This is a genomic window from Tsukamurella sputi, from assembly GCF_007858445.1.
GTDB lineage: Bacteria > Actinomycetota > Actinomycetes > Mycobacteriales > Mycobacteriaceae > Tsukamurella > Tsukamurella sputi.
The window spans coordinates 843344-857953 of the sequence record NZ_VIGV01000001.1; the positions used below are offsets into that span (position 1 = coordinate 843344).

General features: G+C 71.0%; 13 protein-coding genes. 3 read left to right on the forward strand and 10 right to left on the reverse strand.

Going from position 1 to position 14610, the window contains the following annotated elements:
* Window positions 1–15: 15 nt before the first annotated feature.
* Window positions 16–1833, reverse strand: coding sequence for a glycerol-3-phosphate dehydrogenase/oxidase (locus tag FK268_RS04095; protein WP_231706901.1), 1818 nt, complete (start codon window positions 1831–1833; stop codon window positions 16–18).
* Between the two features lie 27 nt (window positions 1834–1860).
* On the opposite strand from FK268_RS04095, the gene glpK reads away from it, so the two are divergent.
* Together glpK and FK268_RS04105 are read left to right on the forward strand one after the other, a co-directional pair.
* A complete protein-coding gene (gene glpK / locus FK268_RS04100) occupies window positions 1861–3429 on the forward strand; it encodes a glycerol kinase GlpK (RefSeq protein WP_146431335.1) in 1569 nt (522 codons plus the stop codon).
* Window positions 3430–3614: 185 nt separating this feature from the next.
* Window positions 3615–4772, forward strand: a complete 1158-nt coding sequence (locus tag FK268_RS04105; RefSeq protein WP_146431337.1) for an aminotransferase-like domain-containing protein — start codon at window positions 3615–3617, stop codon at window positions 4770–4772.
* A 4-nt stretch (window positions 4773–4776) separates the two neighbouring features.
* On the opposite strand, the gene galK is transcribed toward FK268_RS04105, so the two are convergent.
* From galK to FK268_RS04145, 8 genes are all read right to left on the reverse strand, one after another.
* A complete protein-coding gene (galK, locus tag FK268_RS04110) occupies window positions 4777–5862 on the reverse strand; it encodes a galactokinase (protein ID WP_146431339.1) in 1086 nt (361 codons plus the stop codon).
* The gene (galT, locus tag FK268_RS04115) at window positions 5859–6959 is read right to left on the reverse strand and encodes a galactose-1-phosphate uridylyltransferase (protein ID WP_146431341.1); all 1101 of its coding nucleotides are present in this window, start codon (window positions 6957–6959) and stop codon (window positions 5859–5861) included. Before galT ends, galK begins: the two co-directional genes overlap by 4 nt.
* On the reverse strand, window positions 6956–7756 hold the full coding sequence (locus FK268_RS04120) for a DeoR/GlpR family DNA-binding transcription regulator (RefSeq protein WP_146431343.1): 801 nt from the start codon (window positions 7754–7756) through the stop codon (window positions 6956–6958). Before FK268_RS04120 ends, galT begins: the two co-directional genes overlap by 4 nt.
* The gene (locus tag FK268_RS04125) at window positions 7740–8042 is read right to left on the reverse strand and encodes a hypothetical protein (RefSeq protein ID WP_146431345.1); all 303 of its coding nucleotides are present in this window, start codon (window positions 8040–8042) and stop codon (window positions 7740–7742) included. Before FK268_RS04125 ends, FK268_RS04120 begins: the two co-directional genes overlap by 17 nt.
* 17 nt (window positions 8043–8059) lie before the next feature.
* Window positions 8060–9760 carry a sodium:solute symporter family protein gene (locus tag FK268_RS04130; protein ID WP_146431891.1) on the reverse strand — a complete coding sequence of 567 codons (1701 nt, stop codon included), beginning with the start codon at window positions 9758–9760 and terminating at the stop codon, window positions 8060–8062.
* A gap of 179 nt (window positions 9761–9939) precedes the next feature.
* Window positions 9940–10671: an SDR family oxidoreductase gene (locus tag FK268_RS04135; protein WP_146431347.1), complete on the reverse strand. Its 732-nt coding sequence runs from the start codon at window positions 10669–10671 to the stop codon at window positions 9940–9942.
* Between the two features lie 43 nt (window positions 10672–10714).
* Window positions 10715–11626 (reverse strand): sigma-70 family RNA polymerase sigma factor, encoded by a 912-nt coding sequence (locus tag FK268_RS04140; protein WP_146431349.1) that lies wholly within the window; start codon window positions 11624–11626, stop codon window positions 10715–10717.
* 9 nt (window positions 11627–11635) lie between these two features.
* Window positions 11636–13039, reverse strand: a complete 1404-nt coding sequence (locus tag FK268_RS04145) for an NAD(P)H-quinone dehydrogenase (protein WP_146431351.1) — start codon at window positions 13037–13039, stop codon at window positions 11636–11638.
* An 88-nt stretch (window positions 13040–13127) separates the two neighbouring features.
* Between FK268_RS04145 and FK268_RS04150 the strand changes: the two genes are divergently transcribed.
* On the forward strand, window positions 13128–13625 hold the full coding sequence (locus FK268_RS04150) for a gamma-glutamylcyclotransferase family protein (protein ID WP_146431353.1): 498 nt from the start codon (window positions 13128–13130) through the stop codon (window positions 13623–13625).
* Between the two features lie 7 nt (window positions 13626–13632).
* Here the strand turns inward: FK268_RS04150 and FK268_RS04155 are convergent, their stop codons facing one another.
* Window positions 13633–14610 (reverse strand): AraC family transcriptional regulator, encoded by a 978-nt coding sequence (locus FK268_RS04155; protein WP_158636032.1) that lies wholly within the window; start codon window positions 14608–14610, stop codon window positions 13633–13635.

Here is a 14610-nt window from a genome sequence, read left to right on the forward strand (position 1 = left end):
GGTCGGCCGTTCGGCCTACCCGCGCGGGGCGGCCCTCTCCACTCCCGGCACGGGGACGGGCTCGAGGATCTCGGCGCGGGCCTCGGGCGCCGCGGCGCGCAGGGCGTCGGCGGTCTCGTCGTCGGGCATGTTCTGCGATTCCAGCTCCGCGGCCACGCGGGCGCTGTAGTTCTCGAGCTCCCGCGCGATGTCCGCCGCCGACCAGCCGAGGACGGGCGCGATCAGCTCCGCGACCTCGGCGGCGGCCTCCAGGCCGCGATCCGGGTACTCGATGGAGATGCGGGTGCGCCGGGCCAGCACGTCCTCCAGGTGCAGGGCGCCCTCGGCCTTCGCGGCGTACAGCGCCTCCACGCGCAGGTACTGCGGGGCACCGGCCAGCGGCTCCAGCAGGCCGCGGTCCTGTTCCGCCAACGCGAGTACGTCGCCGATGAGGGAGCCGTAGCGGTTGAGCAGGTGCGTCACACGGTGCGGGTGTACGTCGTGCTCCCGGGCGATCGACGTGGTCTGGTTGGTGAGCGCGTAGTAGCCGTCGGCGCCGAGCAGCGGCACCTTCTCGGTGCACGAGGCGGGGATCTTGTGCGGCAGGTACGCCTCCGCGGCGTCGACGGCGTCCGAGGCCATGACCCGGTAGGTGGTGTACTTGCCGCCGGCGATGGTGACCAGGCCCGGCGCGATGGCCGCGACGGCGTGCTCCCGCGAGAGCTTGCTGGTCTCGTCCGACTCGCCCGCCAGGAGCGGCCGCAGGCCCGCGTAGACGCCGGTGATGTCGTCGCGGGTCAGCTCGGTGATCAGCACCTTGTTGACGTGGTCGAGGATGTAGTCGATGTCCGTCGCCGTCGCGGCGGGGTGCGCGAGATCGAGGTTCCAGTCGGTGTCGGTGGTGCCGATGATCCAGTGGATGCCCCACGGGATGACGAACAGCACGCTCTTCTCGGTGCGCAGGATCAGCGCGACGTCGCTGACGATCCGGTCGCGCGGGACGAGGATGTGCACGCCCTTGCTGGCGCGCACCCGGAAACGCCCCTTCTGGTGCGAGAGCGCCTGCAGCTCGTCGGTCCACACGCCGGTGGCGTTGATGACGACGGTGGAGCGGACCTCGGTGGTCGCGCCGGTCTCGCTGTCGCGGACGACGACGCCGGAGACGCGATCGGCCTCGCGCAGGAAGTCGACGACCTGCGTCGACGTGCGGACGACCGCGCCGTAGTGCGCGGCGGTGCGGGCGACGGTCATGGTGTGCCGCGCGTCGTCGACGACGGTGTCGAAGTAGCGGATGCCGCCGACCAGGGCTCCGCGCTTGAGGCCGGGGGCGAGCCGCAGCGCACCGGCGCGGGTGAGGTGCTTCTGCGCGGGCACCGACTTCGCGCCGCCCATGGTGTCGTAGAGGAACATGCCGGCGGCCATGTAGGGCCGCTCGAAGATCCGCTTGGTCAGCGGCGCGAGGAAGGGCAGCGGCTTGACCAGGTGGGGAGCGAGCGTCGAGAGCGAGAGCTCACGCTCGTGCAGCGCCTCGCGGACCAGGCCGAACTCCAGCTGCTCGAGGTAGCGCAGGCCGCCGTGAAACATCTTCGAGCTGCGCGAACTGGTGCCGGACGCGAAGTCCCGGGCCTCCACGAGGGCGACCTTGAGGCCGCGCGTCGCGGCGTCGAGCGCGGAACCCACGCCCACGATGCCGCCGCCGATCACGACGACGTCGTACTCCTCGGCACCGAGCCGGTCCCAGGCCTGGGACCGGTACTCCGGCGAGAGCAGCGACGCGGTGGTGGCGACACCTGCAGCAGAAGCCGCCCCGGAAGTACCCGGCGTCGTGGCTGTTTCAGGGTTGGCAGCGTTCATCAGTGATCACCATGTCAGTATTCGGGCGTGGCCGTTAATTCTCGTACATCTCGTGATCCGCAGTTCGTCGCCGCGATCGACCAGGGCACCAGCTCGACGCGGTGCATCATCTTCGACCGCAGCGGGACCATCGTGGCCTCCGAACAACGGGAACACGACCAGATCTTCCCACGCGGCGGCTGGGTGGAGCACGACGCCACGCAGATATGGGTCAACACGCGCCTCGTGTGCGCGGAGGCGCTCGCGAGCGCCGACCTCACCGCGAGCGACATCGCCGCGGTCGGCATCACCAACCAACGGGAGACGGTCGTGGTGTGGGATCGCGCCACCGGCGAGCCGATCCACAACGCCATCGTCTGGCAGGACACCCGCACCGACGCCCTGTGCGAGGAACTGGCCTCCGTCGGTCTCGAGGAGCCGGATCGCGACCGCTTCCGCGCCTCGTGCGGACTGCCCCTGTCGACCTACTTCTCGGGACCGAAGATCGCCTGGATCCTCGACCACGTCGACGGTGCGCGGGAGCGCGCCGAGCGGGGTGAGCTGTGCGCGGGAACGATCGACTCCTGGCTGGTCTGGAACCTCACCACGGACGACGACTTCGGCACGGGGACCGGCCGGAGCGACACGGCACGTCCGCTGCACGTCACCGACATCACCAACGCCTCGCGCACCATGCTGATGAACCTGGCCGACGGCACCTGGGATCCGGCCACCTGCGCGGCGATGGGCATCCCGATGGCGATGCTGCCGGAGATCCGGTCCAGCGCCGAGGTCTACGGCACGGTGCGCGAGCGCGGCGTCTTCGGCGGCGTGCCGATCGCCGGCATCCTGGGCGACCAGCAGGCCGCGATGTTCGGCCAGGCCGCACTCGATCCGGGCACCGCGAAGAACACCTACGGCACCGGCAACTTCCTGCTGGTCAACACCGGTGAACGGCCGGTCTTCAGTGAGCACGGCCTGCTCACGACGGTCTGCTACAAGCTGGGCGACGAGGCGACCGTCTACGCGCTGGAGGGCTCGGTCGCGGTGAGCGGCTCGCTCGTGCAGTGGCTCCGGGACAACCTGGGCATCATCTCCTCCGCTCCCGAGGTGGAGGAGCTCGCGACCGGCGTCCCCGACAACGGCGGGGTGTACGTCGTGCCCGCCTTCTCCGGGCTGTTCGCGCCCCGGTGGCGGCCCGACGCGCGCGGCGTCATCGTCGGACTGACGCGGTTCTCGGACAAGCGGCACATCGCCCGCGCCGCGCTGGAGGCCACCGCCTATCAGTCGCGCGAGGTCATCGACGCGATGAACGGCGACAGCGGCATTCCGCTCACCGAGCTGCGCGTCGACGGCGGCATGGTGGTCAACGACACCCTGATGCAGTTCCAGGCGGACATCCTGGACGTGCCCGTGATCCGGCCGCGGGTCATCGAGACCACGGCCCTCGGCGCGGCCTACGCCGCCGGTTACGCCACCGGCGTGTGGACGCTCGACGAGATCCGCACCAACTGGGCCGAGGACACGCGCTGGCTACCGACGATGCCCGCCGAGGAGCGCGAGCACCTGTTCGGCGAATGGAATCGCGCGGTGGAGCGGACGCTGAACTGGGCCTGACCCCGACCACCGCGCGCTCCCTAGCGGGGCGGCCACCTCCCTACGTCCATGGACATGGGGAGTGCACGACACGCGGAGGCGGACGTCGTCCCGCTAGGGCGGAGCGGGCGAATCGCCGCGCGGTTAATCCCACTCAATGAGATCACCATTTCGAAATGTGAGAGCAGCTCTGAGATGCTGCGTGCATGCCCCAGGAAACCGGTTCTCAGTCCGTTCGCGCCGTCCGCGGCTCGGCGATCCGCGACCTGCTCTCCGTCGTCGACCGCCCGGGGGTGCTCTCCCTCGCCGGCGGGCTCCCCGCCCCCGAGCTGTTGCCGACGGAGCGCGTGGCCCGGGCCGCGCAGGCGGCGCTCACCGCGCCCGCGGCCCTGCAGTACGGCGTCACGCCGGGCGTGGTCGCTCTCCGTGAGGTGGTGCACGCGCGCGAGACGGCGAAACTGGGGCGCGACGCGGGTGCCGTGCTGGTCACCCACGGCTCGCAGCAGGCGCTCTCCCTCCTGGCGCAGGCGCTCCTCGATCCCGGCGACGTGGTGCTCGTCGAGGACCCCGGCTACATCGGCGCTCTGCAGGCCTTCGACACGACGCGCGCCCGCGTCGTCGGCGTCCCGATGGACCACGACGGGATGCGCGTGGACGAGCTGCGTTCGATCCTGGAACGGGAGCGGGTCCGGATCGTGCACACCGTCTCGAACTTCCACAACCCCGGCGGCGCGACGCTGAGTGAGGAGCGGCGACGCGAACTCGCGTGCCTGGCCGACGAATTCGGGTTCTGGATCATCGAGGACGATCCGTACGGGGAGCTGCGGTTCGCGGGTTCGACGGTGCCGCCCGTCGCCGCCTTCTCCGACCGGGTGCTGCGCCTGTCGAGCGCGTCGAAGATCGTCGCGCCGTCGCTTCGGGTGGGGTGGATGCACGGGGACCCGGCGGTGCTCGCCCTGGTCGAGCGGCTCAAGCAGGGCGCCGACCTGTGCGGTTCGAGCCTGACGCAGTCGATAGCGGCCGAGCTCCTCGCCGATCAGCCCTGGCTCGACGGTCATGTCGGGCGGATCCGCGCCGCGTACGCCGAGCGAGCACTCGCCCTGCATGCGGCGTTGCGGGAGACCTTCGGCGACCGGCTTCGTCTCACCGCACCCGAAGGCGGCATGTTCCTCTGGGGCGAGTTCACCGACGGGACGCAGACGTCGGCCCGGCTCACCGAGGCGGTGGATGCCGGAGTCGCCTACGTCCCGGGCGCGGCCTTCGCCGTGCAGCGCGACCTCGGCCACGCGCTGCGCGTCTGCTTCACCACCGGCTCCCCGGAGCAGCTGCGGGAGGCGGTGCGCCGCCTCGCCACGGTGCTCTAGCAGCTCACGTGCGCCGGCCGTCGAGCAGGTGCGCGCCCGCGCCCGGTCGCACCGTGGTCACCGTGGGCGTGCGATGACCTGCCCGCGAGATCGCAGCGGGTAGGTCGTCCGCGATCCGTGCGGCCGCGGCGCGCGGGGCGAGGGCGATGACGGTGCCGCCGAAGCCGCCGCCCGTCATCCGGGCGCCGTACGCCCCGAGCTCGACCGCCGTGTCCGCGATGAGATCGATGGCGGGGATGGTGATCTCGAAGTCGTCGCGCATCGAGGCGTGCGAGGCGGTCATCAAAGCCCCGAACCCGGCGTGATCGCCGGCGCGCAGCGCCGTGGCCGCGTCCAGCACCCGGCGGTTCTCCGTGAGCACGTGCCGGGCACGCCGACGGGTCTCGTCGTCCGCCAGCCCCTCCCAGGCGTCATCGGCGGCGTCCCGCAACGACGGCACGCCCAGCTCCGCGGCGGCGCGCTCGCACGCCTCCCGGCGCCGGCGGTACTCCCCCGCCGCGTGCTGATGCGGCGAGTGCGAGTCGATCGCAACGAGTACGTCGTCGCCCGACCGCAGTGGCACGGGTTCCACTGCCAGCGTGCGGAAGTCGAGCAGGAGTGCCGTGTCCTGCTCGCCGTGCAGGCTGCTCATCTGGTCGAGCAGGCCCGTCGGCGCGCCCACGTAGTCGTTCTCGGCCCGCTGCGCGATGCGCGCCAGGTCCGTCCTGCCGAGGCCGCTCGACGGTGCGAGTGCCAACAGCACCGCGCATTCGAGCGCCGCCGACGACGACAGCCCGGCGCCGACCGGAACGTCCGAGCACAGGCGCAGCTCGCCCGGCGGCACGTCGATGCCGTGCTGCCGGAGAGCCCACACGCATCCGGCCACGTACGACGCCCAGCCGCCGACGCCGCCCGGAGTGGTGTCCAGCGGGATCACGACGGTGCCGGGTTCCTGCGCCGACGAGACCTCGACCGTGGCGCCGGAGACGGCACCGTCGAATTCGGCGACGGCGCCCAGGTGCAGTGCGATGGGCAGGGCGAAGCCGTCGTTGTAGTCGGTGTGCTCGCCGATCAGATTCACCCGCCCGGGGGCGTAGGCGCGCAGCGTCATCCGATCACCCGCCGCAGCTCCTGGGCGATGGCCTCGGGCGTCTTGTCGGTGACGAAGGCGTCGCGCCCGGACTCCGAACCCGCGAGGTACTTGAGCTTGTCGGCGCTGCGGCGGATCGAGAAGAGCTCCGCGTGCAGGTACCCCTCGTCGGCGCCGGACCGGTACTGGTGCCAGGAGGCGATGTAGGGCAGCGCTGCCCCGTACAGCGCGTCGAAGGCGCGTAGCAGCACCAGGTACACGGCCGCCAGATCGTCGGCCTCCGCATCGGTCAGCTCGGAGAGGTTGTGCACGTGCCGATGCGGATAGACGTGCGCCTCCACGGGCCACTTGGCGGCGTACGGGACGAAGGCCGTCACGTGCTCCGTCCGCACCAGGATGCGGGCACCGTCGGCGATCTCGTCGGCCAGCACGTCCTCGAAGAGATCCGTACCGGTGACGGCGCGGTGCGCGGCCGCGGTGCGGAGCAGGGAGGCGGTGCGCCGCGTGCGATACGGGTACCCGTAGATCTGGCCGTGCGGGTGCGGCAGGGTCACGCCGATCTCCTCGCCGCGGTTCTCGAAGCAGTACACCTCCTCGATATCCGTGCGCGCCAGCAGTTCCGCGGTGCGATGGCTCCAGGCGTCGATCACCAGGCGCGCGTGCCGCTGCGAGAGCCCGGCGAACGAGCCGTCGTGGTCGCTGGCGAAGCAGACCACCTCGCACCGTCCCAACCCGGGCTGTTCCACTTGCAGCGCATCCGCGACGTCGGCCGGAGCCGCGTGGTAGCCGGCGGGAGTGGCCAGGGAGGGGAAGCGGTTCTCGAAGACCACGACCTCGTAGTCCTCGGCGGGAATCTCGCTGGAGCGCCCGGCGGGATCGGGACACAACGGGCACATCGCCCGTGGCGGCTTGTACGTGCGTTCCTGTCGCGCGGGGGCGATGATCACGGAGTCGCCGGTGGTGGGGTCGCGCCGGACGGTGGTCACCGGCTCCGTCGGGCGGGCCGGCAGATCCCGGCGGTCCACCCCGATCGACGGCGTACCGCCGGACGAGAAGAACAGGATCTCGCGGCCGTCCGCGAGGCGGGATGCGACGGGCTCGGCGACGTTCCGGGTCACGCGGCTCCTCCTGGTGCGATGGTCAGCGAGAGGGCGGCGGCCAGCGCCTCCCGCACGGGGCGACGCAGACCGTCGTCCGAGACGAGTCCGTCCACGTCGGAGAACCGCGCGAACAGGTGCGCGCCGATCTCCCCGTACTTGGTGTGATCGGCGAGCAGCACGGTGGAGCGCGCGCTGCCGATCAGCCTCCGGTTCGTCTCGGCCTCACCGATGTTGGGCGAGGTGAATCCCGCTTCGGGGTCGATGCCGTGGCAGCCGAGGAAGGCGAGGTCGCACCGCACGCGCTCGAGCATCGCGTTCGCGACGGGCCCCACCAGCGCGTCCGAGGGCGTCCGCTGACCACCGGTCAGCTGCACGGCGGACGTTCCCGACGGGTCAGCATCGGCGTCGTCGGGGTCGGTGAGCACGTGGAAGATCGAGATCGAGTTCGTCACCACCGAGACGTCGCGCCCGCGCAGGAGGCGGGCCAGTTCGAGCGTCGTGGTCCCGGCGCCGACCGCCACCGTCATGCCGTCCTCGACGAGCCCGGCGGCCACGACCGCGATGGCCCGCTTCTCCGCCGTGTCCCGCACCGCCTTCAGGGCGGAGCGCGGCTCCACCCCCCGTCCCGGCCGGACGCCCGGAACGACCGCTCCGCCGTGGACCTTGGCGAGTTCCCCGGAGTCGGCGAGCCGGTCGAGGTCACGACGGATGGTCATCTCCGACACGCCGAGCTCCGCGGCGAGGTCGATCACCCGGACGGAGCCGTGGGCGACCGCGGCTTCGAGGATCATCCGGCGCCTATCGGCCGCCAGCACGTCGCACGCCCATCACGGCCCACGTCTCGAAGGCGATGGCGACGAGCACGAGCGCCCCACCCACCCAGAGGTTTCCGGCGCTGCCGGCCGCCATGTTCACGCGGTCGGGCGTGTGCTCGAACTCGCGGGCACCGAGCTCCGCGAAGGACGGCACGAGGCCTGCGACGAGGAGCAGTACGCCGTAGATCCCGAGCAGGGTGGCGATCACGGTACGGATGTCGGACAGGAGCGCCAGCTTCGTGGACTTCGGCGCGGGGGCGGACGTGGTCGCGTTGTCGTCGGTCATGGTGGTTCAGCTCCTCGTCAGTGGAAGATCAGGCCGAGCACGACGGTGGTGGAGAGCACCGCCGCGCCGAGGGGAACGGGACGCGAGTACCAGGGAGCGGCGCTGTCGTCCTCGCCGCGCAGGGTGCCCTTGTCGGTGAGCGAGTAGACGTAGCCCCGCAGCTCGGCGTCGGGTTTAGGCTTCGTCACGGCGGAGACCAGCACGGAGATGACGATATCCACCACGAAGGCCGCGGACGCGGCGACGAAGGCCATGCCCTGCCCGGGCAGGTCGATCACGCCGGTCTTCTGGAGCACGAAGACGCCGATCGCTGCCAGCGTGCCCGAGACCAGGCCCACCCAACCGGCCGTGGGCGTCATCCGCTTCCAGAACATGCCGAGCAGGAAGGTGGCGAACAGCGGCGCATTGAAGAAGCCGAACAGCGTCTGCAGGTAGTCCATGAGGTTGGAGTAGCCCGCGGCGATCGTGGCCGTGCCGATGGCGAGGAGGACCGCCACGACGGTCGCGACCTGGCCCACGCGGATGTAGTACGAGTCCTCGCGATCCTTGACCACGTACTGCTGCCAGAGATCGAAGCTGAAGACGGTGTTGAACGCGGAGACGTTGGCGGCCATGCCCGCCATGAAGGAGGCGATCAGGCCCGCGACGGCCACGCCAAGAAGGCCGTTGGGCAGGATGTCGCGCATCATGAGCAGGAGCGCGTCGTTGTAGGTGACACCGTCCGGGGCGCCGTTGTTCTTGAGGTTGATCATGTCGCCGATCGCCGCGGCGCAGATCATGCCGGGCACCACGACCACGAAGGGGATGAACATCTTCGGGATCGCGCCGATGATGGGCGCGCGCCGCGCCGCCGACATCGAGTCCGAGGCCATGGCCCGTTGCACCTCGACGAAGTTGGTGGTCCAGTAGCCGAAGGACAGCACGAAGCCGAGGCCGAAGACGATGCCGACGACCGACCAGACGGGCGATTCGAAGCCGCTGAGCGCCTGGCCCGGCCAGGTGTGCAGCTGATCGGCGACGGTGGCGGTGACGCCCTTGTCGGAGCGGGTCTCGATCACCTTCTCCTTGAGGCCGCTCCACCCGCCCACCTTGATCAGGCCGATCACGGTGAGCGGCACCAGCGCGGCCAGGATGACGAAGAACTGCAGGACCTCGTTGTAGATCGCGGCCGAGAGGCCACCGAGCACCGTGTACGTCAGCACCACCGCGGCGGCGACCAGTAGCGAGACCCAGTGCGGCCAGCCGAGGACCACGTTGATCACGGTGCCGAGGAGGAAGAGGTTGACACCGGCGATGAGTACCTGGGCCACGGCGAAGCTCAGCGAATTCACCAGGTGCGCACCGGTGCCGAAGCGCTTGCGCATGAACTCGGGGACGCTGCGCACCTTGGAGCCGTAGTAGAAGGGCATCATCACGATGCCGAGGAAGACCATCGCCGGGACGGCGCCGATCCAGTAGTAGTGGAAGGTCGACATACCGATCTGGGCGCCGGTGGCCGACATGCCCATGATCTCGACCGCGCCGAGGTTCGCGGAGACGAAGGCGACACCGGTCACCCACGCCGGCAGCCGCCTGCCCGACAGGAAGAAATCGAGGCTGGAGGCGACCTGTGTGCGCGCCAGGTAGCCGATACCCAGTACGAACACGAAGTAGATCGCGACCAGCGTGTAGTCGAGCAGCCCGACGTTGAGTCGGAGTGCGTTGTCGGCGAGGAGCATCACGCCTCCAGGGGAGCAGGGAACGAATTCTCACGAAATCTAACAGATACGCACAACCTGCTGAGTGTTTCTGTAACTTTCCGTGAACTTCTCGCTCGAGACCCTCGCCCCCGGTCGAGCGCCCGGATCGTGGGGAGGGCCGATCGGCGCGCCTCCCCACGATGGCCGGGCCCCAAGGCTCAGGCGAAGAACCGCGCGGTGCCGACCACGGCGTCCGGCCCGGCCAGCAGCGAACCGTCCTCGAGGCGCGTGCCGAAGTACGTGGCCTCCGGATCCCGCACGACGGTCCGCCCGTCCCCCTGCTGCGCGTACATCCGCCGCACCAGCTCGTCCATCGGGAAAACGTCCGGCCCCGTGACCTCGACGATGCCGTCGACCGGGTCGGCGAGGGCGGCGCGCACCACCTCGGCGGCCACGTCGGCGGAGGCGATCGGCGCGATGCCGGCGCCGGGCAGGCGGGTCTCGTCGCCGACGGTGCCGCCGTCGGCGATCCCGGGCACGAACTCGAAGAACTGGGTCGCCCGCACGATCGTGAAGGGGACGCCACCGGCACGGATCAGCTCCTCCTGCTTCATCTTCCCGCGGAAGTAGCCGCTCGCAAGGAGTCGTTCCGTCCCCACCACCGACAGCGCGACGTGCCGCCGCACCCCGGTCTCCCGCTCGGCAGCGAGCACGTTGGTGGTCGCGGCGGTGAAGAACGCGAGGACCTCGTCGTCGCCCCACGCCGGCGCATTGGCCACGTCGACCACCGCCTCCGCGCCGGCCAGCGCCGCGGCGAGCCCCTCCCCCGTGACCGCGTTCACCCCGGTGCTGGGAGCAGCGACCACCGCTTCGTGACCGGCTGCGGTGAGCAGTGCTACCACCTTCGATCCGATCAGCCCGGTGCCGCCGATCACCACGAACTTCGCCATCTCATGTCCTTTCGATGCGGCCCGATCCGCTCGGGCCTCCACATCAAGGACCGAACAGCTCGCGCTCCTGTGACCGCGGGGCGAAATCGGCGAGCTTCGCAGGGTTCATGACCCACATGAGCCGGGTGAATCCGTCCTCGTCCGCCGTGGGGCAGACGATCGCCAGGGGCGCACCGTCGAGCTCGAGGACGCCGGCGGGCAGTCCGTTGGCCTCGACGATCCGCGTCGTCATGCCCTCGAGGAAGCGCGTCGAGAAGCCCGCGACGAACCGCGCCACGGCGTTGCCGCCGACCACGGGCCGGCGGGCCGCGCGGCGCGCACCGCCACCGTCGGTCTCACTGACCACGTCCGCCACGAGGACGGCCTCCAGCCCCGCGACGTCCCCGACCCTCGCCGCGTTGAGGAAGGCCTCGAGGAGCTCCTGCACCCGCTCGCGCGTCGTCGTGGTGCGCCGCTCCCCCACCACCTGGGTGCGGGCCCGGCTCACCAGCTTCCGCACCGCCGGCTCCCGCATCTGCAGGATCTCCGCGATCCGCGCGTACGGGTGGTCGAAGGCCTCGCGGAGCACGTAGGCCGCGCGCGCCTCCGGGGCGAGGCGCTGCAGCACGTGCACCACGGCCAGTTCCAGCGCCGCCGCGCGCTCGGCGCCCAGCGCCGGATCGGCGGCCGTGTCCACGGGCGTGGGGAACCACTCGCCCACGTACTGCTCGCGGCGCATCCGCGCGGACTGCGCCAGGTTCAGCGCGAGCCGCGTCACCGTCACCACCAGAAAGGCCTCGGGATCGCGCACCGTCGCACTGTCCGCCGCGCGCCAGCGCAGCCACGCGTCCTGCACCACGTCCTCGGCGTCGGGCCCCGAGGCGAGCACGCGGTAGGCCACGCCGAACAGGCGCGGGCGCAGCGCCTCGAAGACGGCGTCCTGGTCGCCCCCGGCGGCGCGGGCCTGGTCGGTCACGAGTGGGGGCTATGCCAGGTCGTCTTGGCGCATCAGCTGGCGCGCCGCCTCGGTCACCGAGCCCGCGAGCGACGGGTAGACGGAGAAGGTCTGCGCCACGTCGTCGACGGTCAGCCCGTTCTGCACCGCGACGGTGAGCGGCAGGATCAGCTCGGAGGCGTTGGGCGCCACCACGACCCCGCCGATCACCAGGCCGGTGTTGGGCCGGCAGAAGATCTTGACGAAGCCGCGCCGCAGGCCCGACATCTTGGCGCGCGGGTTGGTCGCGAGCGGCAGCATGACGGTGCGCGCCTGGTACGTGCCGTCGTCGATCGCGGCCTGCGAGACGCCGACTGTGGCGATCTCCGGACGGGTGAAGATCGCCGAGGAGACGGTCTTGAGCTTCACCGGGGAGACGCCCTCGCCCAGGGCGTGGTACATCGCGACGCGACCCTGCATCGCCGCGACCGAGGCCAGCGGCAGCAGGCCCGTGCAGTCGCCGGCGGCGTAGATGCCGGGCACCTTGGTGCGGGAGACGCGGTCGACGGGGATGTAGCCGCCCTTGTCCAGCTCGATCCCCACGTCCTCGAGGCCGATGCCCGCGGTATTCGGGATGGAGCCGACCGTCATCAGGCAGTGCGAGCCCTCCACGGTGCGGCCGTCGGTCAGGCGTACGACGATGCCGTCCTCCGTACGCTCGACCTTGTCGGCGTAGGCGCGCTTGACCAGCGAGACACCGCGATCGAGGAGCGCGTCCTCCAGCACCAGGGCGGCGTCCTCGTCCTCGTGCGGGAGCACCCGGTCGCGCGAGCTGACCAGGGTGACCTTGATGCCGAGCTCGGTGTAGGCGTGCACGAACTCCGCTCCGGTGACGCCGGAACCGACCACGACCAGGTGCGAGGGCAGCTCCTCCAGGTCGTACAGCTGACGCCAGGTCAGGATCTTCTCGCCGTCGGGCTTCGCGGACTCCAGGACGCGGGGCGAGGCACCGGTGGCGACGAGCACCACGTCGGCCTCGAAGGACTGCTCACCACCGGACGGAGTCACCACGTTGACCTCGTGATGGGCCATGCCCGACGCCGTGGGCGCCAGCGTCGCGCGGCCGCGGATGATGCGCACGCCCTCGCCCGCGAGGCGGGCGCGGATGTCGGCCGACTGGGCGGTCGCGAGGTCCTTGACGCGCGCGTTGATCCGCTCGACGTCGATCTCGACGCGCTCGAAGTGCAGCTCGATCCCCAGGTCGACGGCGCGCCGGGTCTCGGTGCGGATGCCGGTCGAGGCGATGAAGGTCTTCGACGGGACGCAGTCGTACAGGACGCAGGCGCCGCCGATCCCGTCGGACTCGATCACCGTGACGTCGCCGCCGTGCGCCACCGCCACCAGTGCTGCTTCGTACCCCGCCGGACCGCCGCCGATGATCACGATGTTCGTCATGCGTGCAACGCTATCGTCCGGGGCCGCGCCGTGCGCGGGCACCGTCGGGCAGAGCCGTCGGCGTGGACGGGCGCGGTAAAGTCCAGATGTGCCGATCTACGCCGCCTACGGCTCCAACATGCACCCCGACCAGATGGCCGAGCGCGCCCCGCACTCGCCGATGGCAGGTACGGGGTGGCTGCACGGGTGGCGCCTGACCTTCTCCGGTGAGGACATCGGCTGGGAGGGCGCGCTCGCGACGGTGACCGAGGACCCGTCCGACCCGGACGCCAAGGTCTTCGTCGTGCTCTACGACGTGACGCCGGACGATGAGCTCTCCCTGGACCGGTGGGAGGGCTCCGAGCTGGGCATCCACGTCAAGCTCAAGGTCCGCGTCGATCTCATCGGCGGCGGTTCCACCCTGGCCTGGCTGTACGTGGTCGACGCCTTCGAGGGCGGCCTCCCGTCGGCCCGCTACCTGGGCGTCATGGCCGACGCCGCGTACATCGCCGGCGCCCCCGAGGAGTACGTCCTCGACATCCGCACGCGCGAATCCCGCAACGTCGGCCCCGGCCCGGGCGCGTCCGCGGACGGCGCCTCGGACTGATCCCCGGCTACCGTCGGAGGGTTTCCGACGGTGCCTCGCCGTACAGGGCACGGTAGGCCTGGGCGAACCGGGGCAGATGCCCCAGCCCGTGCCGGAAGGCGATGTCGGCGACGGTCTGCCCGTCGCCCGGCACGGCCTCGACGAGGTCCTGGCGCGCACGGTAGAGCCGGATACGACGCAGGTGCTCCATCGGCGAGACGCCGAGGTGCTCGGCGAACGCCAATTGGAGCGCGCGCACGCTGACGCCGGCCACGGTGGCCATGTCCGAGACCGTGAGCGGATCGGCGTGCCGCGCCTCGATCAGTTCGAGCACGACGCGGACGGTGCGCGGGCGCGGAACCCGCACCTCGCCGCGGAGCCGCTCCGAGTAGTTGCTCGACTGGGCCGCCAGGAACTGCGCGACGACGAGCTCCTCGAGCGGCTTGAGGACGAGGTCGGGCGCTCCCCGGTCGATCGCGTCGCGGAGCAGAAGAACGGCCTGGAGCCAGTCGTGCCCGGGGCCGGAATCGACCGAGAAGCCCAGGTCGAAGATCACCGCGTCGTCGAGCGGGCGGCCCAGGTACGCCGACAGCGTCCGGTCCAGGACCTCCCGGCGGATCTTCACCGCGAGCTGCCGGCACTGCTCGCTCCACTCCATCGCCGATTCGACGTTGGGCCCCAGCACCGCCGCCAGCCCGGGCGCGGAGGTCAGTTCCTCGAGCCCGTACCGGGACACGACCGAGCCCGCGAGCGGGACGTTGATCTCGTAGTACGTGCCCAGCCTGCCGGGCCGGATGGACACGGCGGTGCCGTGCTCCAACTCGGCGATCGTGATGTCCTCGCTCATCCGCGCATCCAGCCGCACGTCCAGCTCACCCGCGCCGGTCACGTTCAGCTCGTGCGGGCTGAAGATCTCGCTGATGCGACGCTCGGCCTCCTCCGGCGAACGCGCCTCCTTGCGCACGCGCGCCCACCGCACGGGGCGCGGGCTCTCGGGCGAGGACAT